This window comes from Candidatus Korarchaeota archaeon NZ13-K (assembly GCA_003344655.1).
In the GTDB taxonomy this organism is placed as follows: Archaea; Korarchaeota; Korarchaeia; order Korarchaeales; family Korarchaeaceae; genus Korarchaeum.
The window spans coordinates 1-20544 of the sequence record MAIU01000017.1 but is presented as its reverse complement, the minus strand read 5'-3'; the positions used below and the strand labels follow the sequence as shown (position 1 = coordinate 20544).

The window sequence follows — 20544 nt, the reverse complement described above, 5'->3', positions numbered from 1 at the left end:
CTTTACCTAAGGATGTGGGGATTTCCTCCTTCGATGAGGGTTTGGGAGGAGATCCTTCCAATCCTGAGAAGGAGCGGGGTTGCCCCGAAGGGGTGCGAGACCGATGATATGCCCCCGATGAACCCGGAGGGGGCTGAGGTTGATGTGCACCAAGGCTTACATAGGTTTACAAGTGCCTATGTAAGCCGAACCCCGAACCCCCGGCCTATGATCCCATTCGCCAGGGCCACCTTCAGGGGGTCCGTCAGGAGGATCGTAGATGAGAGGGCCAATGCCAATGAAACCTCCCCCAAGGTGAGCCTGGGGACAATGAAACCGGCGAGGGCCATAAGGGTGAAGATGGATGATGTTCCCAGCATCGAGAGGATCAGCTCCCGGCCCGGCCTCGATCTCCAGAAGAACCCCCTCTCCCTGGCCTGCAGGATCCTGAACTGGCTGGTGTAGATGAGGGAGAGGAGTAGCATCCCCCTCGAGGTGCTCCAATCCAGCCCGAGATGCAGGGCCAGCCAGAGCACCGCCAAGGGAGGAATAACGTATAGGAGGCCCATTGGAAGGGAGAACTCCAGAATTCTCCGCATTTCCCATCTCGCGGGCTTCTTCGAGGGTGTCTGGTTGTCAGTCGCTATGGACATCGTTAGGAAGTCGTTCGCAATTAGGAGAAGCGCCATGTCAAGCGGGGTCAGTGCCATTCTCCTGATCCAGAGCATCGCCAGTAGCATGACCCCAATCGTCTGCAGGATCTTCACTATCTTGTTCACGACCCACGTCAGGGCCCTCTCATGTATCACCCTGCTGATCCTCACCGCATCGACTATGACGGAGAGCCCGGATCTGACGAGCACGATGCTGGCAGCGCTCTTCGCGGCATCCGTCGCGCCCTCTACGGCGATGCCCACATCAGCCTGACTAAGGGCCGGGGCATCGTTGACCCCGTCCCCGGTCACGGCGACGATGTGCCCTCTCTGCTGAAGCCCCCTCACGATGTCGAACTTATCCTCGGGGAGGACCTCCGCGAGGCCGTCAAGTTCCTCGATGTCAACGCCCTCCCGAATCCTCCGCACGGAGATGACCTTCTCTCCCAAGCCGACCAAGCGGGCTATCTCCCGCGCCACCGCCTCGTTGTCACCGGTCAGCATCATGGGCCTGACGCCCAGATCCCTCAGCTCCCTTATGAGTTCGCCTGACTCCGGTCTTGGGGGATCCAGCATGTGTATGAGGCCGAGGAACCTGAGATTAGGATCGTTCTCATTGCCCGCGGCAACGGCCAGGGTTCTGAGGCCCTTACTCGAGGCTTCCGAGAGCTTCTCCTCTAGGAACCTCCTCTCGGCCTCTCCCTGCTCGCAAAGCCCGAGGATCGTGTGGGGCTCCCCTAGCGCGATCCTGATCATCCTGCCGTCCTCCTCCACGGTGGCCTCCCTCCTCTTTAGGGAGGGATCGAAGGGGGTGAGCTTCAGCAGTCTGAGCCTCCCCACCCCGATGCCACGGGTGCGCTCGATTATCGCTAGCTCCAGCGGATCGAGGGACTCCTCCCTCGCAACGCACGAGGCGTACTCCAAAAGCTTTTCCTCGCTCACATTCAGGGCATCTATTTGAGCGACCCGGAGCCTGTTGAGCGTCAGGGTCCCTGTCTTGTCGAAGCACATTACATCCACAGCCGCCAGGTCCTCCGAGGCGCCCAGTCTCGTGACCAGGATCCCCCGCCTGGACATCTCGATGGCCCCATATGCCTGGAGTATCGTGAGGACGGCTGGAAGGGCGACTGGGACCGAGGACATGAGGAAAACGATGCCAAGGCTGATCAGATCAAATAATCTCCACCCCTCGTAGATCCCAACGGCAAAAGCTATTGCGAGGCCGATCACACCCAGAAAGAACATATTCCTCATGACGGTCAGGATGGTCTCCTCCTGGAGGGATCTCGAATCAGCGGATTTGACGAGCTCTATGGTCCTGCCGTAGTAAGTCCTGCTGCCCGTGCTCACCACGACGCATTTAGCCTCACCGCGCTTCACCAAGGAGCCTGAGAAGAGAATTTCCCCCCTCCTCCTCTCCACCGGGAGGCTCTCCCCGGTGAGGGCGGACTGATCCACGAGCAGTTCGCCCTCAATGATCCTCGAGTCAGCCGGGACCATGCTTCCCAGCCTGAGGAAGATGACATCCCCTGGGACGAGCTCCCTCGCATCCTTCTCGACCCACCTTCCATCGCGGAGGACGCTGACCTTCACGCGAAGCCTCCTCCTCAACGACTCGATGGCTCTCCTGCTGGACCTGGCATGGAGGTGCCCCAGGGTGGCGTTCATCACGAGGAGCGCGATCATGATCCCGGCCTCGAGGACCCTGCCCGTCAGGTAGGAGAGGATAGCCGTGGCCTCCATGAGCCACGGCAGCGGACCCCAGTATCTCCTCAGGTACTTGAGCAGCGGATTCTCCTTCCTCTCCGTGACCTCGTTCGGTCCCAGCTCCCGCAGCCTTCTCTCGGCCTCCTCCTCGCTCAGTCCCCTTGGGGAACTGCCAAGAGTGCGGAGGATCTCCTCAATGTCCGCTTCCATTGCGAGCCGATGTCCAGTCGAATTTATAAAGCTCATGAGATGCCGTGATCATTAAAGCGGCTCGCTGAGCAGCTGAAGGGGTCCCACAGATAGGATGAAGCTCCGAGAGGGGAGGATCGAATGGCATGGAGGCGCTCCATACATCCGATGTCATGCGAGGAGGTGAGCTCGACGATCTCGGGGGCTGCATGGATGATCAGCGGGCTACGTCCCACGACTCCATCCCCAGCCCCCAAAAAGTTAAATTCATGGCCTGGACCTTCCCCTCATGGGTCACGCAACAAAATCTCACCCGGAGAACGGGCGATTCCCGAGCCTGAGGGATGTCTTCAGGGCCAAGCGCGTTATAAGCAGATTCCTGCCTAGGACACCGCTGCTGCACTCTAAATCGCTTTCCAGCGATCTCGGATTCGATGTTTACCTGAAATATGAGTGCGTGCTGCCCACGAGGGCCTTCAAGGTCAGGGGAATGGTCTACTATGTCAACGTGATGGGGGACAGGATCAGGAAAGGGATAGTGGTCGCCTCCACTGGGAACTTCGCCCAGGCAGCAGCTTACGCGGCCTCCCTGGCCGGGCTGAGGTCGGTCATAGTCATGCCCCATGGGGTTCCCGAGAACAAGGTGGAGGCCGTCAGGGCTTTGGGCGGTGAGGTGGTGTTCCACGGTAACGTGTTCGATGAGAGTCTCGACTACGCAATCGAATACTCAAAAAAGCATGATATGACATTCGTTCACAGTGCCAACGAACCTCTCCTCTTTGCCGGTGTTGGGACAATGCATCTGGAGGTCCTTGAAGATCTTCCGGATGTGAGCGTCGTCCTGAACCCCATAGGTGGAGGATCGGGAGCCTGCGGTGCTGTGATCGTCTACAAGGCCGCGGATCCCTCCATCAGGGTCATCGGCGTTCAGGCCGAGGGGGCATCCAGCTTCCATCAGTCCCTGAGATCCGGGAGGCTGGTGAGCACGGGAAGGGCCGATACGATAGCGGAGGGTCTGGCCACATCCAGGGCCTACGAGCTCCCCTTCGAGATACTCAGGGGGAGGATAGATGATGTTATCCTCGTGAGCGATGGTGAGATGGTGCGCGCCATCAGGGAGCTTTACAGGCGCGAGAGGATCCTGGCAGAGCCGGCCGGAGCGGCATCCCTGGCGGCCGCTATGAGGATCAGGGGCGCGCTTGAGGGGGAGAAGGTCGTTTTGATGGTGACGGGCTGCAACCTCAGGACCGATCTCCTCCGCGAGGTTTTGGGATGAACACAAAAATCCCCATCCCGTCTTGAGCCTCTAAGGGCTCAGAGATGCCTTCGAGGAGCTTCGCCTTGGCCATCAACCGTATCGTCCGCTCGATTTGAAACATCAGCGGGTCATGGCTCCCATCATTATCGATAGCGCCTTGAGGGACTCGTCAGTCCTGATGAGCAGCCTACCTTCTCTCTCAGCCGGAGCGTCACCACTTCAACATGCCCGGTGAGGGCCTTCAATGGTGCAATTGAGCCCATGACCGCAGCGGGGAGGAACCTCAGGGCTATGATGGTCCTCAGAGCTCCGATCATCGAACACGGGGATTGATGAGGTGAAACCTTGAGAAGGGAGACGCCAGAGACGGGTCCTGGGCAACCAGAGCCCAGGTGATCGCGATATGCCTCAACCCGGGGTTGAGGAGTGAAAAAATTTGTTCAATGGGATCAGATCCTGATGCCCAGGGGGGTGAGTATGAACTTAAGGGAGACGTAGAGGAACACCAGCCCGAATAGAAGCTTTATCGCCCATGCCGGGAGCTTGGGAACGAGTCTCGCCCCTATCTGGGCCCCAAAGGCGGTTCCAACTCCCAGGAGGAGAGCTGCTATCAGATCAACGTAACCCTGGGCGAGCTTGAAGGCCCCCGAGACGAGGGCCATCGATATGAAGGAGGCTAGGGATGTTCCAACGGCCAGCTTCACGGGGGCTCCGAGGATGTAGATGAACGAGGGAACCAGGGCGTATCCGCCTCCCAGTCCCACTATACCGGTTAGGACTCCTATGAGGAAGCCAAGTATACCTTTCCTCGCACCGCTTCCCGGTATCTCCTTCCCCTCCCCTGCGCCCATGGACCTCCTCGAGCCCTCATATATCATCCTGATCGAGACGTAGAGGAAGGCCAGGCCAAGTATCAGGCTTAGGATGGAAGTGTTTCCAGCGAGCAGGATGAATATAAGGCTTCCCACGGCAGCACCGACCGCACCAGAGATCGCTATGACCTTGGCAGTTTTGTAATCGACGTTCCCTATCCTTATGTGTCCCACGGCCCCCGAGCTTGCGGTTATTATGACGGCCGTTATGGTCGTCCCTATGGCCACGGGCAGCCTGTAGCCGAAGAGGAAGGCCAGGGCCGGGAGCATTATGACGCAGCCTCCGGTCCCCAAGAGGCCTCCAACTATGCCGCCGGCCAGGCCCGTCAGGAGGAGCGCTATCTCCCGGAGCATCATCCTCCCCACCGTAAAAATTCATTCCGTAATTTTTATAAACATTTTAGTTACAAATTGTAATATGATCAGGGGGCTGGGTGAGAGGGAGAAGAGGCTCATAAGGCTCCTGCAGGCCGATGGAAGGGCCTCCCTCTCGAATCTTGGCAGGGCTCTCGGTGTGTCACATGTGGCCGTTAGGAACAGGATCCAAAGCCTCAGGAGGAGGGGACTGATAAGGATCTCAGCCTGGATAAATCCCTCCCAGCTTGGGCTGAGGCACGTGATAATCTCAATCGAGTGCGTCAACAGGGAGGCCGAGGAGAGGATAATAAGGAGGTTCAGGGACTGCCCCAGGCTCATATTCCTCTCCAGGAACATTGGAGGTAACCTGCTGGCCATCATGGTGGCCGAGGACATGGGAGCGCTCGAGGCGATAACATCGGAGTGCGCCATTAGGACGGATGAGGGTGTCAGGAGGAGCGATGTCGTCGTGGGTGGCGCCATAGTGTATCCTGAACACGTCCCATTGAGGGTGCATGTGGAGAGATCCTCCCCTCCCTGCGGCATCGACTGCTGCTCCTGCAGGAGGTACGGGGAGGGCTCTTGCCCGGGCTGCCCGGCCTCCGCGTGCTACAGGGGTGCGCTTTGATCTCGGATCCAGGGCATCCCTCGAGCTCATATTCGCGATGGCGGACCTCCTCGAGGGGAGCTCACTCGCGGATCACCGGGAGCTATCATGCGGATGCCGGGGGCTGCGCGGAGGAGGGCAGAGCTTTGAGAATCCCGGTAGCGTGCGATGAAATTTTCCTCTAGACCGATATTCCCATGATTTTTAATGATAAATGGAATTCAATTTAATTATTTTCCCAAGATTACGGTTTAAAATGCCAATAATCCGCGCCCTAATCGACCATCCAGCCCATCGGAGCGGCGTTAAATATTTAGATCTCCTCCGGGTGACTCCAATAGGGTGAGGGGGGATCGGGATGGGTGTGAAGGACAAGATACTCGAGCAGCTCAAGTCCGGTCCGAAGTCCCTGAGTGAGCTCGTGAAGGCCACGGGGGCGAAGGAGGGTGTTGTGAAGGGCCAGCTGACCAGGCTTGAGAAGGCCGGGAAGATAGAGAAGACGGGCGACGGGAAGTACAAGCTCAAGTGAACCTCCTCAGCTTTTTTTATGCTTGTGGCCGTGGATCACCATCAAGGGCACCTCACTGGTGCCTAACGAAAGCTCCGGGTGAGCGGTGCAATGTCGAAGCCTGCCGTACTGGAGCGTGACTTCTTCCGCAGGAGGCCCGATCTGGTGGCCGTCGAGCTGCTCGGCAAGGTCGTCCTGAACGGGGCCGAGTGGGTAGCGGGCATGGTCACTGAGGTCGAACCCTACTTCGGCCCCGAGGATCCCGCGTCCAGGGCCAGGAAGGGAGGGGATCTCGCGAGGACCATGTATGGGGAGCCCTGCACGGCCCTCGTTTACGGGGTTCACAGGGAGTGGCTCCTCAACGTGGTGGCTCACGAGGATGGGGAGGCGGGAGCCGTCCTCATAAGGGGCATAGTCCCCGTCGATCCGGAAACCTTGAAGCCCGTTGATGATCCCATATGGGGCCCGGGGCGTGTCACCAGGTACCTCAGGGTGGACAAGCGTCACCATAAGGCCTTCCTTTGCCGTTGCGATAAGGAGCTTCGGCTCGCGGTTGGCGTGAGCGTGGGTCGGGATTGCATCTCGAGATCCCCCAGGGTGGGGGTGAGGGAGGACCTCCCCGAGCCCCTCAACTTCAGGATCTCCTGCATAGATAGGTTCATCGTGGGCTGAGTTCCAGCACACGCTGCTGTGTGCCGAGGGCTCCGGCGGCTTTTTCGGATAAATTTTTTAGGGTACAGTGATTCGCTCCCGCGATGGCATTCGTCGAGGTTCTGAACATAACCAAGTACTACGGGAGGAATCCAGCCGTCAAGGGGTTGAGCCTGAGCATAGATGAAGGGGAGATATTCGGTCTGCTTGGCCCGAATGGAGCCGGGAAGACGACTACGATACTGATGCTGGCGACAGTCATAAAGCCGACCGCCGGGACGGCCAGAATCGGGGGGTATGATGTGGTGAGGGAGCCGGATAAGGTGAGGGGCCTGCTCGGCATAGCTTTCCAGGAGCCCAAGGCCACTTGGGTGGACAAGCCCATAGAGATAGTGGAGTGGCACGGAAGGATATGCGGCCTCAGGGGGCAGGAGCTGAAGGAGAGGGTCAAGGAAGTCATGGAGAGGCTCGAGATATGGGATCAAAGGAACAAGTTCTTCTATCAACTCAGTGGGGGGAACAGGAAGAGGGTTGAAGTGGCCAAGATATTCGTCCAGAGACCTAAATTCGCCATATTCGATGAACCAACGGCCCAGGTCGACGTGCTGGGGAAGCACGTGATATGGGACATGATTAGGGAGCTGAGGGACTCCGGTTCGACCGTGATGCTAGCAACCAATGACACGAACGAGGCCGACATTGTATCGGATAAGATCGGAATAATGTATGAGGGGAGATTGGTGTCCTCCGGCACGCCCTCGGAGCTCAAGGACAGCATACCTGGTGGAGATATACTCGAGATACAGCTCGACGTTCCCCCTAGGGAGGAGATGGTGAACCAGCTGAGCGAGATAGATGGAGTGTCCAGGGTGATGTCGGATCAAGGCGGGATCAGGATGCATCTGAACAGGGGAGAGGAGCTCATCCCAGTCATCTTAGACAGGATATCGAAGTTCAGGGCGAAGGTGAGGTACATGAAGATGAAGGAGCCCAGTTTGGATGACGTTTTCCTCTACTTCACGAGGGAGAGGATATGAGGGGTGCGATCTTCCTGGTGAGGAGGGAGCTCTCCAAGACTAGGAGGTACAAGTTCTTCATAGCGATGAGGTTCACCTGGTTCGCCGTTCAGGTGACTGTATTCGGTGTCATGATGTCGAGGATAGTCCTGATACCCAGGTTCTACGAGTTCTACCTGGTTGGGGTCTACAGCTCGATACTCTTCACCCTTTCCGTCTACATGAGCTACGAGATACTGGAAGAGGCTGAGGACGGTCTCTTCGAGTACTTCTTATCCCTGCCCATGGGAAGGTGGGAATTCGTGATGGGCAGATCCGTTGGGTGTGCCGTTTCCTCCCTCACATACACGCTTCCAATGCTCCTTCTGGTTCTCCTCCTGCTCAAAAACCTGAACTCCTTTTCCATGATGCTCTCCCTCTTCTCATCGCTCCTCTTCGCGATCGGGATATCCGGCATAGTTATAACATTCGTTTCCTTCGTGAAGTCGAGCGATGTTTCCGATATAATTTTCGGGGCCGTGGACGCGATCCTGGTCAGGCTCAGCACCGCTATGTACCCTCTCTCAATCATGCCCCCCTATTACAGGCTCCCATCCATGTTGAACCCCATAACCCAGCTTGCCGAGTTCCTCAGATATTTGATGTGCCCGGAGGTCTTCTCATACACCCAATTCGAGTCTCCTGGCTCAGCTATGGCTTTCCTCTTAGGGTTTTCGATATCGGCATTCATGGTGGGCATTCTCCTTTTCGAGAGGAAGGTGGAAGGAGGGGGGTGGAGGTGAGTCAGGTACTCGAGGTGGCGCTGAGGGACCTCAAAAGGATGTGGAAGTACAGATGGTGGCTCGCCGGCCTGGTGGCTATGAACCTCAGCGATCTTTTCATAATGGCAGCGGTTTTCAATGGTATCGTGAACAGGGCGCTCATACCGGACTACATAAGGTTCGTCGCCCCCGGGATAACTGCGATAGCTATATTCGCCTCCTCATTCTCCATAGGGAGGGAGGTGATGATGGAGATAAGGAGGGACGTCCATCACTACCTCCTCTCCCTTCCCATGAGGAGGCGCGAGCTACTGCTCGGGAGGGCCGTGGGAGGGACGATAAGGGGGCTTGTCTATGCGATTCCATTCCTCATTCTCCTCGTAGCTATGGAGGGGTTTCCTGATGTTGAGACATTCGCGGTTGCGGTTCTATCGCTGGTCCTACTCGCCTTCTCGATGTCAAGCCTTGGAATAGCGCTCTCATCGATATCCAAGCAGATGGATGTCCAGGCTACGGTGAGGAGCCTCCTCTACTTCGTGCTCTTCTTCTTCAGCACGGTTTTCTATCCAAGGAGGGCATTAGATCAGTTCTTAGCGGTGAGGGTGATCTCCCACTACAATCCGGTCTCCATAGTCGCGGACCTGCTCAGGGCCTCCTTCGGGGAGGGGACAATGCCGACGACGGATCAGCTCATCTCCCTTCCCCTCCTCTCCGCCGTGATCAGCGCGATCGGCATGCTCCTATACATGAGGGCGATGATGAGATAGCTGATGATTTTTATTGCGTTTGAGGGAGGGGAGGGGGTGAGAGTATCCTCGCCCTCTCCTACCTCCTGCCACCAGCGTACGCGCTGCTGTCACTGCTCAGGATGATCCTCGCGTACATCTTATCCCTCATATTCTCCCTCTCCGTGGGGATCATCGCTGGGAAAAATGAGAAGGCTGAGCACCTGGTGATACCGGTCTTGGACGTGCTGCAGAGCGTGCCAATACTGGGCTTCTTCCCAGTCGTCATAATCTTCTTCATGAACCTCTTCGGCTCGCGCATAGGGGCGGAGATCTCCTCTATCTTCCTCATATTCACCTCTCAAGTGTGGAACATGACCTTCGGCGTTTACGAAGCCGTGAAGATGATACCAAGGGATCTGGAGGAGATGACGCGCATCTACGGCATCAGGGGGACTCTTTACATCAGAAGGATACTTATACCGGCCACCATGGAGAAGCTGATCTACAACTCGGCCATGTCCTGGGCTGGAGGCTGGTTCTTCCTCTACGCGTCCGAGGTGATATCGGTGGGCAGCGCCGAGATATCGCTCCCGGGCCTGGGGAGCCTTCTCGCCCTGTCACTGATGGAAACCCCTCCAAGGATTGATCTCGCAGTCATATCCGTGCTGGTGACGATGTTCCTCGTCTCCTTCACGTACCTCTTCATATGGAGGCCCCTCGTCGAGTGGAGCGAGAACTTCAAGTACGAGTACTCGGCCGGGGAGAGGAGGAGGGTGAGGCCCCTCGAGCTGCACTGGGTGAGGATCCCCCACTTCATCCACAGGGCTTTCTTCCGCACCATCAGGCGCATCTCAAGGCTTCGGTTGAGGGATCATCTGATGAAATTAGGAAATCTCGTTGAGAGAAGGGCCAGAATTCTGGGAAAGATCTCCGCTCTCCTCCTGATGGCATTCACAGTTTACGCGGTGGTGAGGACGGCGCTCTCGGTGACACCGGAGTCGCTCTCATCCGAGTACGTTAGCGAGCCGGGTCTCATCCTGATTGCATCCCTGAACTCGATGAGGAGGGTCCTTACGGTGCTCCTGATCTCCCTCACATGGACCCTTCCAGTCTCCCTCCTGTTAGGCAGGGGGAAGCATTGGAACGAGCTCATGTTGGTTCTCGAGATAGCGGCATCCTTCCCCGTTCCCGTTCTCTGGCCCTTCCTGGTGAGGTACATAGTGCTTCCCATGGGTGGGATCGGTTTTGAGATTGCCGCTATCATGCTAGCCCTCTTCGGGGCTCAGTTCTACGTAATGTTCAACTCCCTCGCCGGTTTGAGGTCGATACCGTCAGATCTAGAGGAGATGAGGAGGATCTTCCTAGTGAGGGGATTCCTCTACCTCAGGAAGATCGTGCTCCCGGGCATGTTCCCCTCGATCGTGACGGGTCTGATAACGGCTTGGGGCGGCGCTTGGAATGCCCTCATAGTCGCAGAATATATAAAGGTGGGGGATGAGGTCTTCCCGAGAGATGAATCTCAGTACGGCCTGGGGACCCTCCTCAGCATCGCTGCGTGGGAGAGGGGAAGCGTATCGTCAGTCATATTCGTAACGGCCGTCCTGACCGCGATCATAATAGTCATTAACAGGACCCTCTGGAGGTTCCTGTACGATTACTCGACCAAATTCAGGGTGGAATGATGCTGGAGCTGGATAGGGTCTCAAAGCGCTTCCCCTCGGATGGAGAGGAGCTGGAGGTTATAAGGGAGGTGAGCTTCTCGCTGAGGGAGGGGGAGTTAGTCTCTATCGTGGGACCGAGTGGCTGCGGGAAATCGACCATCCTGAGGATGATAGCGGGCATTGAGAGGCCCAGCTCCGGGAGGATAACCTTCTATGGGAGGGAGATAGATTCCCCTGATCCAAGGATATCCATGATCTTCCAGAGCTTCGCCTTAGTGCCTTGGCTCAAGGTGTTGGAGCAGGTGGAGCTCCCATTGAGAGCCAGGGGAGTGAGGAACTCGAGGGAGATAGCTAGGAAGTGGCTAAGCCTCGTCGGACTCTCGGAGTTCGAGGAGTTCCTCCCAAAGGAGCTATCCGGTGGGATGAGACAGAGAGTCGGGATAGCCAGGGCCCTGGCCGTTGAACCGAGCCTCCTCCTGATGGACGAGCCCTTCTCCTCCCTTGACGAGCTCACGGCCGAGACCCTGAGGCACGAGATACTGGAGCTCTGGAAGAGCTCCCCGAGCCTGAAGTCCATAATTCTCGTGACGCACAACATAGAGGAGGCCGTTTTAATGTCCGATAGGGTTGTCGTCCTATCCAGAAGACCCTCCGTGGTTCTGAGGGTCGTGAACATAGACCTACCGAGGCCCAGGAACAGGAGGGATGAGGGCATCTACGAGAAGGTTGATGAGATATACAGTCTCCTCTCCTGAGTTTGGAGGACAAAGTTTATTTTTTGGGAGGGGCCTTCAGTGAAGGACCCATGTCGGAGTTACCCGTGTCCTACTCCAGGGTGCTGGGCCTCCTGAGGCTCCTCAGGGATCTGGGCGGGGAGGCTGATGTGGCGAGGATATCCGAGGAGACGGGCATGCATGCTGATGAGATACTCCCACTTCTGGAGTTCCTGGAGATGATTGGTCTGATCTCGGTGGATGAGGGTGATGCCAAGCTAACCGAATCTGGAATCGATTTCCTGGGGCTGAGTCATTCGGAGAGGGGTAGTTACATCAGGAGCAAGCTGATGCATCTGGAGGTCTTCAGCGAGGTGATGAGGAGGCTGAAGGAGAGGGGAGGCCTCAGGAAGGAGGAGGTTATGAGAATAATAGCTTCAAGTGGAGGATTCTGTCACCAGGGAGATCTTGAGGAGGCCTTCAACTGCCTCATTTACTGGGGAGTCTGCTCCGGTCTCATCGAGTATGACAGGGAGGAGAGGCTGGTGAGGCCCGGGAGGGATGGGGCGGAGTAGCCCGCGATCGTGAGCATCCATTGATGTCATCGGGTCACGGCCGAAGATTTATATTATTTCCCATCAGCTTGACTCATGCTCAGCAAGAACCCCATTGAGCTCCCCGTTGGGAGGAAGCTAAGCAGGGAGGAGCTGGCCCAGGCGCTCCGCCTGAGCATAATAGCCGAGCTCGACGCGATAAACCTCTACCTGCAGCTGGCCAGTTGCACGGAGGATCAGGCAGCGAAGAAGGTATTCGAGGACATAGCCAAGGAGGAGAAGACGCACGTAGGGGAATTCCTGGCTATGCTGAAGTCCTTGGATCAGGAGCAGGTTGAGGAACTCGCATCGGGTGCTGAGGAAGTCGCTAGGCTCACGGGAATATCTGGGCAGGATCCTCCCGGCCAGCGGGAGGAGTGGTCGGACCTGAGGGCCGAGGTGAGGAGGTATGCGGATGGCATCAGGGTTCTGAGGAAGCACCTCCCGGTGACCCGCGTCGGAAGGGGAGTTGATGCCGTGCCCGTGGAGGATCTCTCCTCCGAGGACCTCAAGCCCAGGAGGAGGTACGTTATCCAGCTGAGGGAGCTGAGCCAGGTGTTCGCGATAAGCCAGGCCTCTCTGGACAGCGCCAAGGTCTCCGGCGCCCTCGACGCCTCCCCCGCCCTCGCGGCTGCCGCGAGGCTCTCGATGGAGGAGGAAAGGGAGTTCATCAGGGCGATGAAGGAGAGGGCAGGGAGGTTGGGGAGGATCTCGTCATGGGACGAGCCGGGATCGGCCGTTTCCGAGGTGGCCGGCGCCCTGAGCGGGATGATTGGGGATGGGTTCCCCCAGCCATACGTGCTCCTGGTCAGCCCCTCGAGGTACGCCAAGCTCGTTGCGGTGCACGAGCGCACTGGGGTGATGGAGCTGCATAGGCTTAAGGCCCTGGTGGGCGATGTGGTGGCCGTTCCGGCGCTGGAGGAGGACGAGGCGCTGCTCATCTCATCGAACCCCCAGGTCCTAGATCTAGTCATAGGGGCCGACACGGAGCTGGACTACATAGGCCCCGAGGACGGCATGCACCTCTTCAGGCTCTGGGAGACGCTGGCCCTCAGGGTGAGGAACCCCGGGGGGATAGCTCTCCTCAAGCAGTGAAACTGACTCACCTTTTGTACCTGGCTACGGCTGACAAGACCGCCCCTGCTGCGCTTATCACCACGTAGATCATCAGGGCCGCGTTCATCGCCCTTGAGAGCTCCATCCCGGCCATGAGGATCATCAGGATCGAGGTGCTCAGGGACTGGCCCAGGAACCTCATGGATCCGAGGAAGGCGGTGGCTGAACCGTAGAGAGGGATGGGGGAGGCGTTCAAAGCGGCTACCGTGTTCGGGGAGGCGAAGAGGGCGAAGCCCACGCCCAGTAAGAGGAGCGAGGGGAGCAGTGACGCTGGCTGCCTGGATGGCGTCAGGGGCAGGAGGCTGACAACTCCAAGGGCCACCAGGATCATCCCGAGCGAGGCCACCCTGTGGGGGGAAATCCTGTCAGCGAGGTAACCGGCCAGGGGTGATAGGAAAGCCTGAACTATGGGCTGCGCCGTCAGAATGATCCCCGCCACGCTAGCGGGTAGGCCAAGCACCCTCTGGAGGTGCAGGCTGAGCACTATCGAGATCGCGTATGTGGCGCTGTAGTTTAGCAGAGCGGCTGTGGAGGATGCCATGTAAGCCCCGTTCCTGAGGAGCTGAGGACCCAAGATCCCATCCCCGAGCATCTCCCTGGAGAGCCATGCGGCCAGCAGCGCGGCCCCGATGGATGAGATAGCTATACCGGACCCACCCGGGGAGGAGATGCCATACGCCAGGAGGATCATCGAGATGGCGTGGAGAGAGATCAGCGCGGGACTGGGAGGGGAGCTTAATTCCCTGGACTTCGGGAGATTTCTGGATGGAAGCAGGGCTAAAAGGGATGCGAGGGAGCTCAGGATGAGGACCCAAGTCCAGGAGAGGAGGTCCGCTATCAGGCCCCCCATGAGGGGACCGAGGCTCAGCCCAACGTAGACAGAGGCGGTGTTCACCCCAACAGCCCTTCCCCTCTCCTCCCTTGGGAAGGCCTCGGAGAGGACAGCTACTGCTGTGGCCGAGATCATGGAGGAGCTGATTCCCTGGAGGAACCTGAAGATGAGGAAGGATGTGAAATCAGGTGAGAGCGCGGCCAGTAGGGAGGAAGCTGAGAAGGAGATCAATCCGATCATGAAGATGGTGCTCCTACCCTTCCAGTCAGCTATCCTCCCGAGTGGCACTATGAATGCGGCAAGGGGTATGAGGTAGGCCCCGGCCGACCAGTTGGATGCGGCGAGGCTGACCCCGAAGTGGGAGGATAGCTGTGGGAGGAGGACCGTGATGGAGGAGGATGAGAAGGGCGTCAGGAAGGACGCTAGGGTGCAGGAGATGAGGACGCTCCTTCTGCCCGGCATCCCAGATCCCAGCTAAACGGTCAGAGGGCATCAAGTCCGGGGGCCTGCTCCTGCATCCTCAGCAGGATCCCTGAGACCACCCTCTCCATGTCCCTCCTCCTTCCCTCATCGAGGGAGAGCTCCTCTAGGTTCCTCTTAGATTCCGCGCTCAGGCTGAAGGACTTACCGGTCTCGCTCAGCCTCCCCAGGCCCTCCCTCTCCAGAAGCCTGAGTATCCTATCCACGAGGATCTCGGGCAGGTCGGGGGCCGCCCTCCCGTACCTGGCGTAAACGCCCTCAAGGCTCCTCCTGATCAGGTCAGAGAGCGTCGATGTCCTGACCATCTTCCTGGCCCTCCTGAGCTCCCTCATCAGCGAGCTGACGATTGCCGAGGAGGCCTGGGCCAGTATATCCTGGTCGCTCACCTCCCTATCCTTTACCCTCACCGACTGCAGCGTCAGTATGCTCAGGATCTCCTCCAAATCCCTCTCGAAGGTTCCCCAGTTCCTCAGGAACCTCAGAGCCCCCTCCGGCGTCAGCGTGAGAGTCACCCCCAGGACCTTGGGGCTCAGGCCCATTATCTCGAAGGCCCTCCCGCCGGCCCTCATCTGATTCCTCAGATCGGCAAGCTCGTCCTCATCCATCTCGGTCACGCAGATCAGGAGCAGGGGGTATCTCTCCATCACCCTCAGGAGCTGATCCCTGTTTTCCTTCCAATAGTCCCCGTACTTGATCTCCAAGCCGACCTGGTTCACCAGGAGGCTTCCGATGAGCCCCCTATCGGCATCGTACGTTCTGATGTCGTAATGGGCATCGGTTCTGGCTCCGGGGACGCTCAGGGGCTCCTCCGAGAAGATCGCGACGTAGTCCCTCCTCTCATCCCCCACAGTCACCCTGAAGTGGACCCTCCTGAATACCTCGCTGAAGAAGCGCTTGAGCACCTCCTCGAAGAACCTCCCCTTCTCAACCTCACCAAGGCTCCGCGGGTCGGTGAGCTCGCTCAGTATGTCGTCCAGGGCCGTGACCAGGTTCTTGACTATCCCCCCTATCTCATGCATGGAGCAGAGGTCGAGGGCCAGCTTCTCCATGAAAGGGTATATCAGCCCGAGGGATCGGAATATCCTCAGGCGATCCTCCTCACTGTAGGCCATCCTGAGGGCTATTATCCTCCTCACAGCCTCTAGGCTCACCCTCTCCCTGTCCGTCTCACTCATCGAGAGTGAGAACTCCTTCGCCCTATCGATAAGCCTGTTCCTCAGCGCCCTGTCCATTTTCAGGGAGCTATGAGCCTTCTTGGAGAGAAGGAGGATAACTGAGCCCCTGGCCGGGTTACTGAAGCTCCCCTCCGTCATCATCCTTGCCAGATCGGCCAGCTCCTCAACCCTATCGCGCTTCCCCCTTTCCATATCGCCGATGAGAAGATCAACCTCATCCACTATCACCACCAGGGGCCTCTCATCCCCATCCTCTAGGATCTCGGACCTGAGCTCGGTCAGGGGGTCGGCCGTGATCATCCTGACGCGTGCCTCCCCCCTCTCCCTTATCATCCTGAGCAGGATGAACCCCATCTGGGTCTTCCCGGAGCCGTAGTCGCCGATTATGTTCACTATGCAACCCCTCCAATCCCTGTCCTGAAGGTACCTCATCACGCTCCTGGCAGTCGACTCCAGGATCTGGGATCCGGGGAAGACCCTCCTTATCACCTCGAGGCTCTCCTCAACCGGCCTCCTATCGGCCCAGCAGTCGAGTATAGACCTTATAGTTGTTGGTCTCAGGCCCCTGTAATTGTTGTAAAGCCCCTCCAAATCCCTATCATGCATCCAGCCGCCACCTTGCCGATATCCTCTCCCTCTGGGGGATCACAAGCTCGCTGTACATCTCTCCGCTCGTCCTGTCCTGCCATGTGGAGAATATCCTGCCCTCCACCTTCCCCGGTATCCTATCCGGATCCTCCACCCCCTCCAGCAGGTCCCTGTACCTCTCAAGGGAGGGGACGCTTATAAGGCCCCTCCTCCAGAGGGAGAATACCGCCAGCTTGGCGTTATCACCGTAGCTCCTCCTGAGGCTCGCGTATGTGACTGTCCCCCTGTTCCTCACGTCCTCTAGCACCCTCTCCTCAAGGGATAGGGTCAGAACGGGCACCTTCCTCTCCCTCAGGGCCCCTGCCTCCCTCATCCATGATATTATCGCCCTGGCCTCGCTCTCCGTCAGGCTCAACCCCCTCGCCCTCAGCAGGGCGGAGAGGGAGGAAGGTGAGAGGGGGATGGCCCTCTCCATCAGCTCCTTGAAGGCCTCCTCCAGCCAGAACTCCCTCATCAGAGCCCTGACCATCGACTCCATGAAGGCGTCCAGGGAGCCAGCGTCCTCCACCCTGCTGGCCACCCACCTGAGGGTCTTGACGTACTGATCAACTCTCCTCCTGTCCCTGAGCTTGAGCAGGGACCTCACGCCCTCCGGATCCGCGTCGCGCCCCAGGTTCGTCAGGAGCCTGTGAATGTTCCTGAGGGGAAGTGGGTAGAACTCGCTCCCGCGCATCCCGACTCGAGGGGGTGGAATTTGAAAAACGTTCCGTCCCTCCTCATCAGAAGACCTTCTGAGGGTTTAGGAGATGGAAGAACCACCTTATGAGCTTCGGTCTTTCCCTTCCCATCCTCTCCAGCAGTCTGGCCTCGATCTCGCTCACGTACTCCTCCGTGAACCTCGAACCCAGGTCAACCAGCGAGTCCACGACGTCCAAGGCCAGGGGAAGCCCAGTTACGTCGCTGAACATGCCCCTGGATCTTATCACCTCGATCACCCTCTCGAACGCGGAGGGGTGCTCGATCTCGCAAACAGGGGCTCCCGGATGGGACTTGACCTGAACCCTCCTCATCCTCCTGAATCCCTCGGGATCGAGCCCCAGCCTATCGAAAGGCTCATAGGCCTTCTTCCTGGCGAACTCGAGGAGGTCCTCTGACTTCCCATGCCTGAGGAAGGCGCGGGCCGCCTCCGTGTAGACCGTGACGTTCTCCTCTCCTATCAGGCTCTCGTACCTGAAGATAGAGCGCGGGGGCATCAGGGCCGAGAGTATGAGCTTGTCTATCACCCCCACCAGATCCCCGAGCTCCTGGAGGTGATCGAAGAGCTTCGTGGCGATGAATCCACCTATGGCCCTGGTGTGGCTCCTCTTGACGACTCCCGCCACCTTCCCGCTCTCCACAAGTCTCCCAGTGACCTCCCACATCTCCCTGAAGAGGGACTCCTCCATCTCCCCGAACGCCCCCCTCTTCCTCATCCTCAGGACCGGGTAGACGAAGCCGTAGAAGCTGCCGTCTATGAATAGGAAGTCCACATCATCCAGCAACTCAAGGGCGAGCTTCCTCTCGGCATAGCTCACGCGGAGATCGAGGAGGTAGCTGCTGACCTCCCTGGACGCGGCTTGCTCCCTCCTGAAGGAGTCAGCGTAATAGCTCTCACGGACCCTCCTCCCGCCCTCCAGCACCACGGCCCCCGTCGTGAAGACGCCGTACCTTATCCCCAGCCTCTCGCTCATCTCCGGGGACCTGGAGCCGTCAACGGCCCCTATCCTCAGAACACTGTCGCTCTCATCGTAGGGCTCGAAGAGACCGGATAGCCTGTCCCTGATGAGTTCGATGCATCTCTCAAGCCTCTCTATCTCCCCAATCAGGGAGGAGACCTCCTCCTCAACCCTCTCGAAGAAGATCGACTGGAGGGCGTGAGGGAGCTTGACCCAGTCCGGCTCATCCCGTTCCTCCAAGCCCCTCCACCTCGAAGGTTATGAGAAGGGGGACCGGCGAGGGGTTCATGGCGCCCGTGAAGTAGAACCTCCCGTCCTCGAGGGTCAGCAGGTACTCCGGGGTTATCCCGTAGGGACCCAGCCAGTCCCTGGCGCTCCCCTCACCTGCCGCGTCGAGGGGATGGAGCCTCCCGTAGAAGTTCGTGTTGAGGTTCCTCCTTATGGCGGCATTTATCCCTATCTCACCCGCCACCCCCTGAGCCACCAGCGTGAGGTTCAGATCGTGCTTCCTGCCCAGGGCCGCCAGGTTCTTTATCTCCTCGGTGACCTGGGCCTGAATCCCCTCTGGCCTGTGAGGGCAGTACTGGGGGGCCTCGTCTATGACGAGGGCTATCCCGAGATCCTGCCCGGCTACCATCCTCCTCTTGAGCTCGCTGGCCAGGGTCAGGAAGAAGCCTAGCTTGATCTCGTTGGAGAAGCCGGACATGTCAACCGCGATCAGCCTCTCCCCGGACTCAACGATCTCGCTCACCGGCCTGGTTCCCATCAGGGGGGCCAGGTCCCCGGGGGAGAGCCTCCTGAAGACCCTGCTGAGGGCCCTCTCCGCCGACTCCCTCCAGTCATCCCTCCTGATCCCCCTGACCGCCCTCTGAACGAACTCCCTCAGGTCCTCGTAGAGCTCGACCTCATCCCTCCCCCTGACCCTCTCGACCCAGCCGGAGACGTAATCATCGAAGGCGTTCCTCAAGCTGTTGTTCCCCGCGAAGTCATCCGTGAGCCCCGAGAGGTACTGGAGTATCGAGAGCTCGTCCAAGGCCAGCTCGGAGAGCCTGACGCTCGGGAGGTAGGGAGCGTAGTCCTCGCCGCTCCAGTCCAGCACGATCACCCTGTAGCCGTTGTCGATGTAGAAGGGTATGAGCACGTGCCTCGTGAACCAGGACTTCCCCGTCCCCGTGGATCCGAAGACGCCAACGTGATATGGAATGTACTGGGCATCAGCAGGGACCCTCCAGTCATTCCTCCCCTCCAGGTGGGCTCTCATCCAAGCCAACCTCTTGGCAGAGCCTGCTATGAGCTCCAGCGGGTTCTCCTCATCGAACAGGTAGACGGGGGAGCCCGGGGCTATTATCATCCTGTTGGCCCTCAGCTTTCCTCCCTCAAGGCACCCGAGCACGATGATATCAAAGGAGTAGACCTCCCTTGAGCTCGATGGCTCCCCTCCGTGCCTCAGATAGGCCACCTCCGGCCTATAGCCTGATCTCCTGAGGAACTCGTTCCTCCCCCTCCCCCTCCTCAGTATGCCCAAGACCCTGCTCCCGGAGCCAGCGTTCTCTATGAGCACCAGGCTCTCCGAGGTCACCTCCCTCTCGAGGCCCTTGAGGAGTATGACGGAGGCTGAGACCTCACCGGAGTCGTCCGCCACCCTGCCTATGAGCCTCATCCCCCAGGCGATGCTGGACGCATCTAAAAAGATGACCCTCAATGGTTCGGCTAACGCTCAGGGTGCGCAGCACCTGCCAGGAGCTGAAGCTTTGGGGGGATGCTCCCGCTACAGTCCGAGGTTACGCAAGCGCCACCGATATGCCGCTCCCGCTTCCAAGCAACCTGGAGATGAGAGGCATCGGGCGATCAGTAAACATAACCCCTCCTCACAGCCTCAGCTAAGAGTGGATCGGCTATCTGGTAGAGATCACCTTTCTTCTCCACGAAACCATAGTGAATCAGCTCCTTCAGGTAGCTTGACACCTGCTTGTCGCTCACGTTGGCTATGAGCCTGAGGCCCCTCTTCACCTCGGTCCAGGTGGAGGGCCTGGTCAACGTCCTCAGGACCTCGACGTACCTCCTCCTGGCCAGCTGCCTGTTGCTGAGGAAGTGATTGAACTCGCTGGCAGCGATCCTGGATCCCTCCTCCACGGCCCTCTCCAGGGCCTCAATCCCTCCTCTGCTCCTGAGGTAACCGTAGAATGTGAGCCAGCCTATCACACCATCGAGCCTGGAAACGGCCTGCGATATCTCCTCCTCAGGGACCCTGAGGCCCACCTGCTCGAACCCGGCCCTTAGGAACTCCTCGGACCTCTCGGCAGGGAGCCTCTCCAAAGTTATCTCAGAGAAGGCCCTCCCGAACAGGGGGGCCTCGGGATTTCCGACCCCGAGCAGCCTATCGAG

At 58.6% G+C, this 20544-nt stretch carries 19 protein-coding genes and 1 pseudogene; 12 read left to right on the top strand and 8 right to left on the bottom strand.

Annotated features, from left to right (window positions below; all coding sequences use genetic code 11):
- A pseudogene (locus BA066_03475) lies at positions 1-156 on the top strand (transposase).
- A 20-nt stretch (positions 157-176) separates the two neighbouring features.
- Here BA066_03475 and BA066_03470 read toward each other — a convergent pair.
- Positions 177-2549: a plasma-membrane proton-efflux P-type ATPase gene (locus BA066_03470; protein RDD53637.1), complete on the bottom strand. Its 2373-nt coding sequence runs from the start codon at positions 2547-2549 to the stop codon at positions 177-179.
- Between the two features lie 268 nt (positions 2550-2817).
- Here BA066_03470 and BA066_03465 point away from each other — a divergent pair, with 268 nt between their 5' ends.
- Positions 2818-3804, top strand: a complete 987-nt coding sequence (locus BA066_03465) for a threonine/serine dehydratase (GenBank protein ID RDD53636.1) — start codon at positions 2818-2820, stop codon at positions 3802-3804.
- A gap of 431 nt (positions 3805-4235) precedes the next feature.
- Here BA066_03465 and BA066_03460 read toward each other — a convergent pair whose 3' ends face one another.
- Complete coding sequence (locus tag BA066_03460) at positions 4236-5012, bottom strand: sulfite exporter TauE/SafE family protein (GenBank protein RDD53639.1); 777 nt, start codon at positions 5010-5012, stop codon at positions 4236-4238.
- Between BA066_03460 and BA066_03455 the strand changes: the two genes are divergently transcribed.
- From BA066_03455 to BA066_03410, 10 genes are all read left to right on the top strand, one after another.
- Positions 4930-5643 carry an AsnC family transcriptional regulator gene (locus BA066_03455; protein RDD53638.1) on the top strand — a complete coding sequence of 238 codons (714 nt, stop codon included), beginning with the start codon at positions 4930-4932 and terminating at the stop codon, positions 5641-5643. The genes BA066_03460 and BA066_03455 overlap by 83 nt on opposite strands.
- Before the next feature lie 337 nt (positions 5644-5980).
- Entirely contained in the window at positions 5981-6151 is a 171-nt protein-coding gene (locus tag BA066_03450) for an ArsR family transcriptional regulator (protein RDD53635.1), read from the top strand.
- Between the two features lie 90 nt (positions 6152-6241).
- The gene (locus BA066_03445; GenBank protein ID RDD53634.1) at positions 6242-6802 is read left to right on the top strand and encodes a DNA-3-methyladenine glycosylase; all 561 of its coding nucleotides are present in this window, start codon (positions 6242-6244) and stop codon (positions 6800-6802) included.
- Between the two features lie 83 nt (positions 6803-6885).
- A complete protein-coding gene (locus tag BA066_03440; GenBank protein ID RDD53633.1) occupies positions 6886-7818 on the top strand; it encodes an ATP-binding cassette domain-containing protein in 933 nt (310 codons plus the stop codon).
- Positions 7815-8579: an ABC transporter gene (locus tag BA066_03435; GenBank protein ID RDD53632.1), complete on the top strand. Its 765-nt coding sequence runs from the start codon at positions 7815-7817 to the stop codon at positions 8577-8579. Before BA066_03440 ends, BA066_03435 begins: the two co-directional genes overlap by 4 nt.
- Positions 8570-9325, top strand: a complete 756-nt coding sequence (locus tag BA066_03430) for an ABC transporter permease (protein ID RDD53631.1) — start codon at positions 8570-8572, stop codon at positions 9323-9325. The genes BA066_03435 and BA066_03430 overlap by 10 nt, the downstream gene beginning before the upstream one ends.
- Before the next feature lie 101 nt (positions 9326-9426).
- Positions 9427-10968 carry an ABC transporter permease subunit gene (locus BA066_03425; protein ID RDD53630.1) on the top strand — a complete coding sequence of 514 codons (1542 nt, stop codon included), beginning with the start codon at positions 9427-9429 and terminating at the stop codon, positions 10966-10968.
- Entirely contained in the window at positions 10968-11702 is a 735-nt protein-coding gene (locus BA066_03420; GenBank protein ID RDD53629.1) for an ABC transporter ATP-binding protein, read from the top strand. Before BA066_03425 ends, BA066_03420 begins: the two co-directional genes overlap by 1 nt.
- A gap of 50 nt (positions 11703-11752) precedes the next feature.
- On the top strand, positions 11753-12235 hold the full coding sequence (locus tag BA066_03415) for a hypothetical protein (GenBank protein ID RDD53628.1): 483 nt from the start codon (positions 11753-11755) through the stop codon (positions 12233-12235).
- A gap of 75 nt (positions 12236-12310) precedes the next feature.
- Positions 12311-13348, top strand: coding sequence for a rubrerythrin family protein (locus BA066_03410; GenBank protein RDD53627.1), 1038 nt, complete (start codon positions 12311-12313; stop codon positions 13346-13348).
- Positions 13349-13355: 7 nt separating this feature from the next.
- On the opposite strand, the gene BA066_03405 is transcribed toward BA066_03410, so the two are convergent.
- From BA066_03405 to BA066_03380, 6 genes are all read right to left on the bottom strand, one after another.
- A complete protein-coding gene (locus BA066_03405; GenBank protein ID RDD53626.1) occupies positions 13356-14663 on the bottom strand; it encodes an MFS transporter in 1308 nt (435 codons plus the stop codon).
- A 20-nt stretch (positions 14664-14683) separates the two neighbouring features.
- Positions 14684-16462 carry a hypothetical protein gene (locus BA066_03400; protein ID RDD53625.1) on the bottom strand — a complete coding sequence of 593 codons (1779 nt, stop codon included), beginning with the start codon at positions 16460-16462 and terminating at the stop codon, positions 14684-14686.
- Positions 16455-17177 carry a hypothetical protein gene (locus tag BA066_03395; protein RDD53624.1) on the bottom strand — a complete coding sequence of 241 codons (723 nt, stop codon included), beginning with the start codon at positions 17175-17177 and terminating at the stop codon, positions 16455-16457. The genes BA066_03400 and BA066_03395 overlap by 8 nt, the downstream gene beginning before the upstream one ends.
- A gap of 46 nt (positions 17178-17223) precedes the next feature.
- Positions 17224-18399 (bottom strand): hypothetical protein, encoded by a 1176-nt coding sequence (locus BA066_03390; GenBank protein ID RDD53623.1) that lies wholly within the window; start codon positions 18397-18399, stop codon positions 17224-17226.
- Entirely contained in the window at positions 18383-19819 is a 1437-nt protein-coding gene (locus BA066_03385) for a DUF87 domain-containing protein (protein RDD53622.1), read from the bottom strand. The genes BA066_03390 and BA066_03385 overlap by 17 nt, the downstream gene beginning before the upstream one ends.
- A gap of 188 nt (positions 19820-20007) precedes the next feature.
- On the bottom strand, positions 20008-20544 hold a 537-nt coding region (locus tag BA066_03380; GenBank protein RDD53621.1), incomplete at its 5' end, for an ATP-binding protein.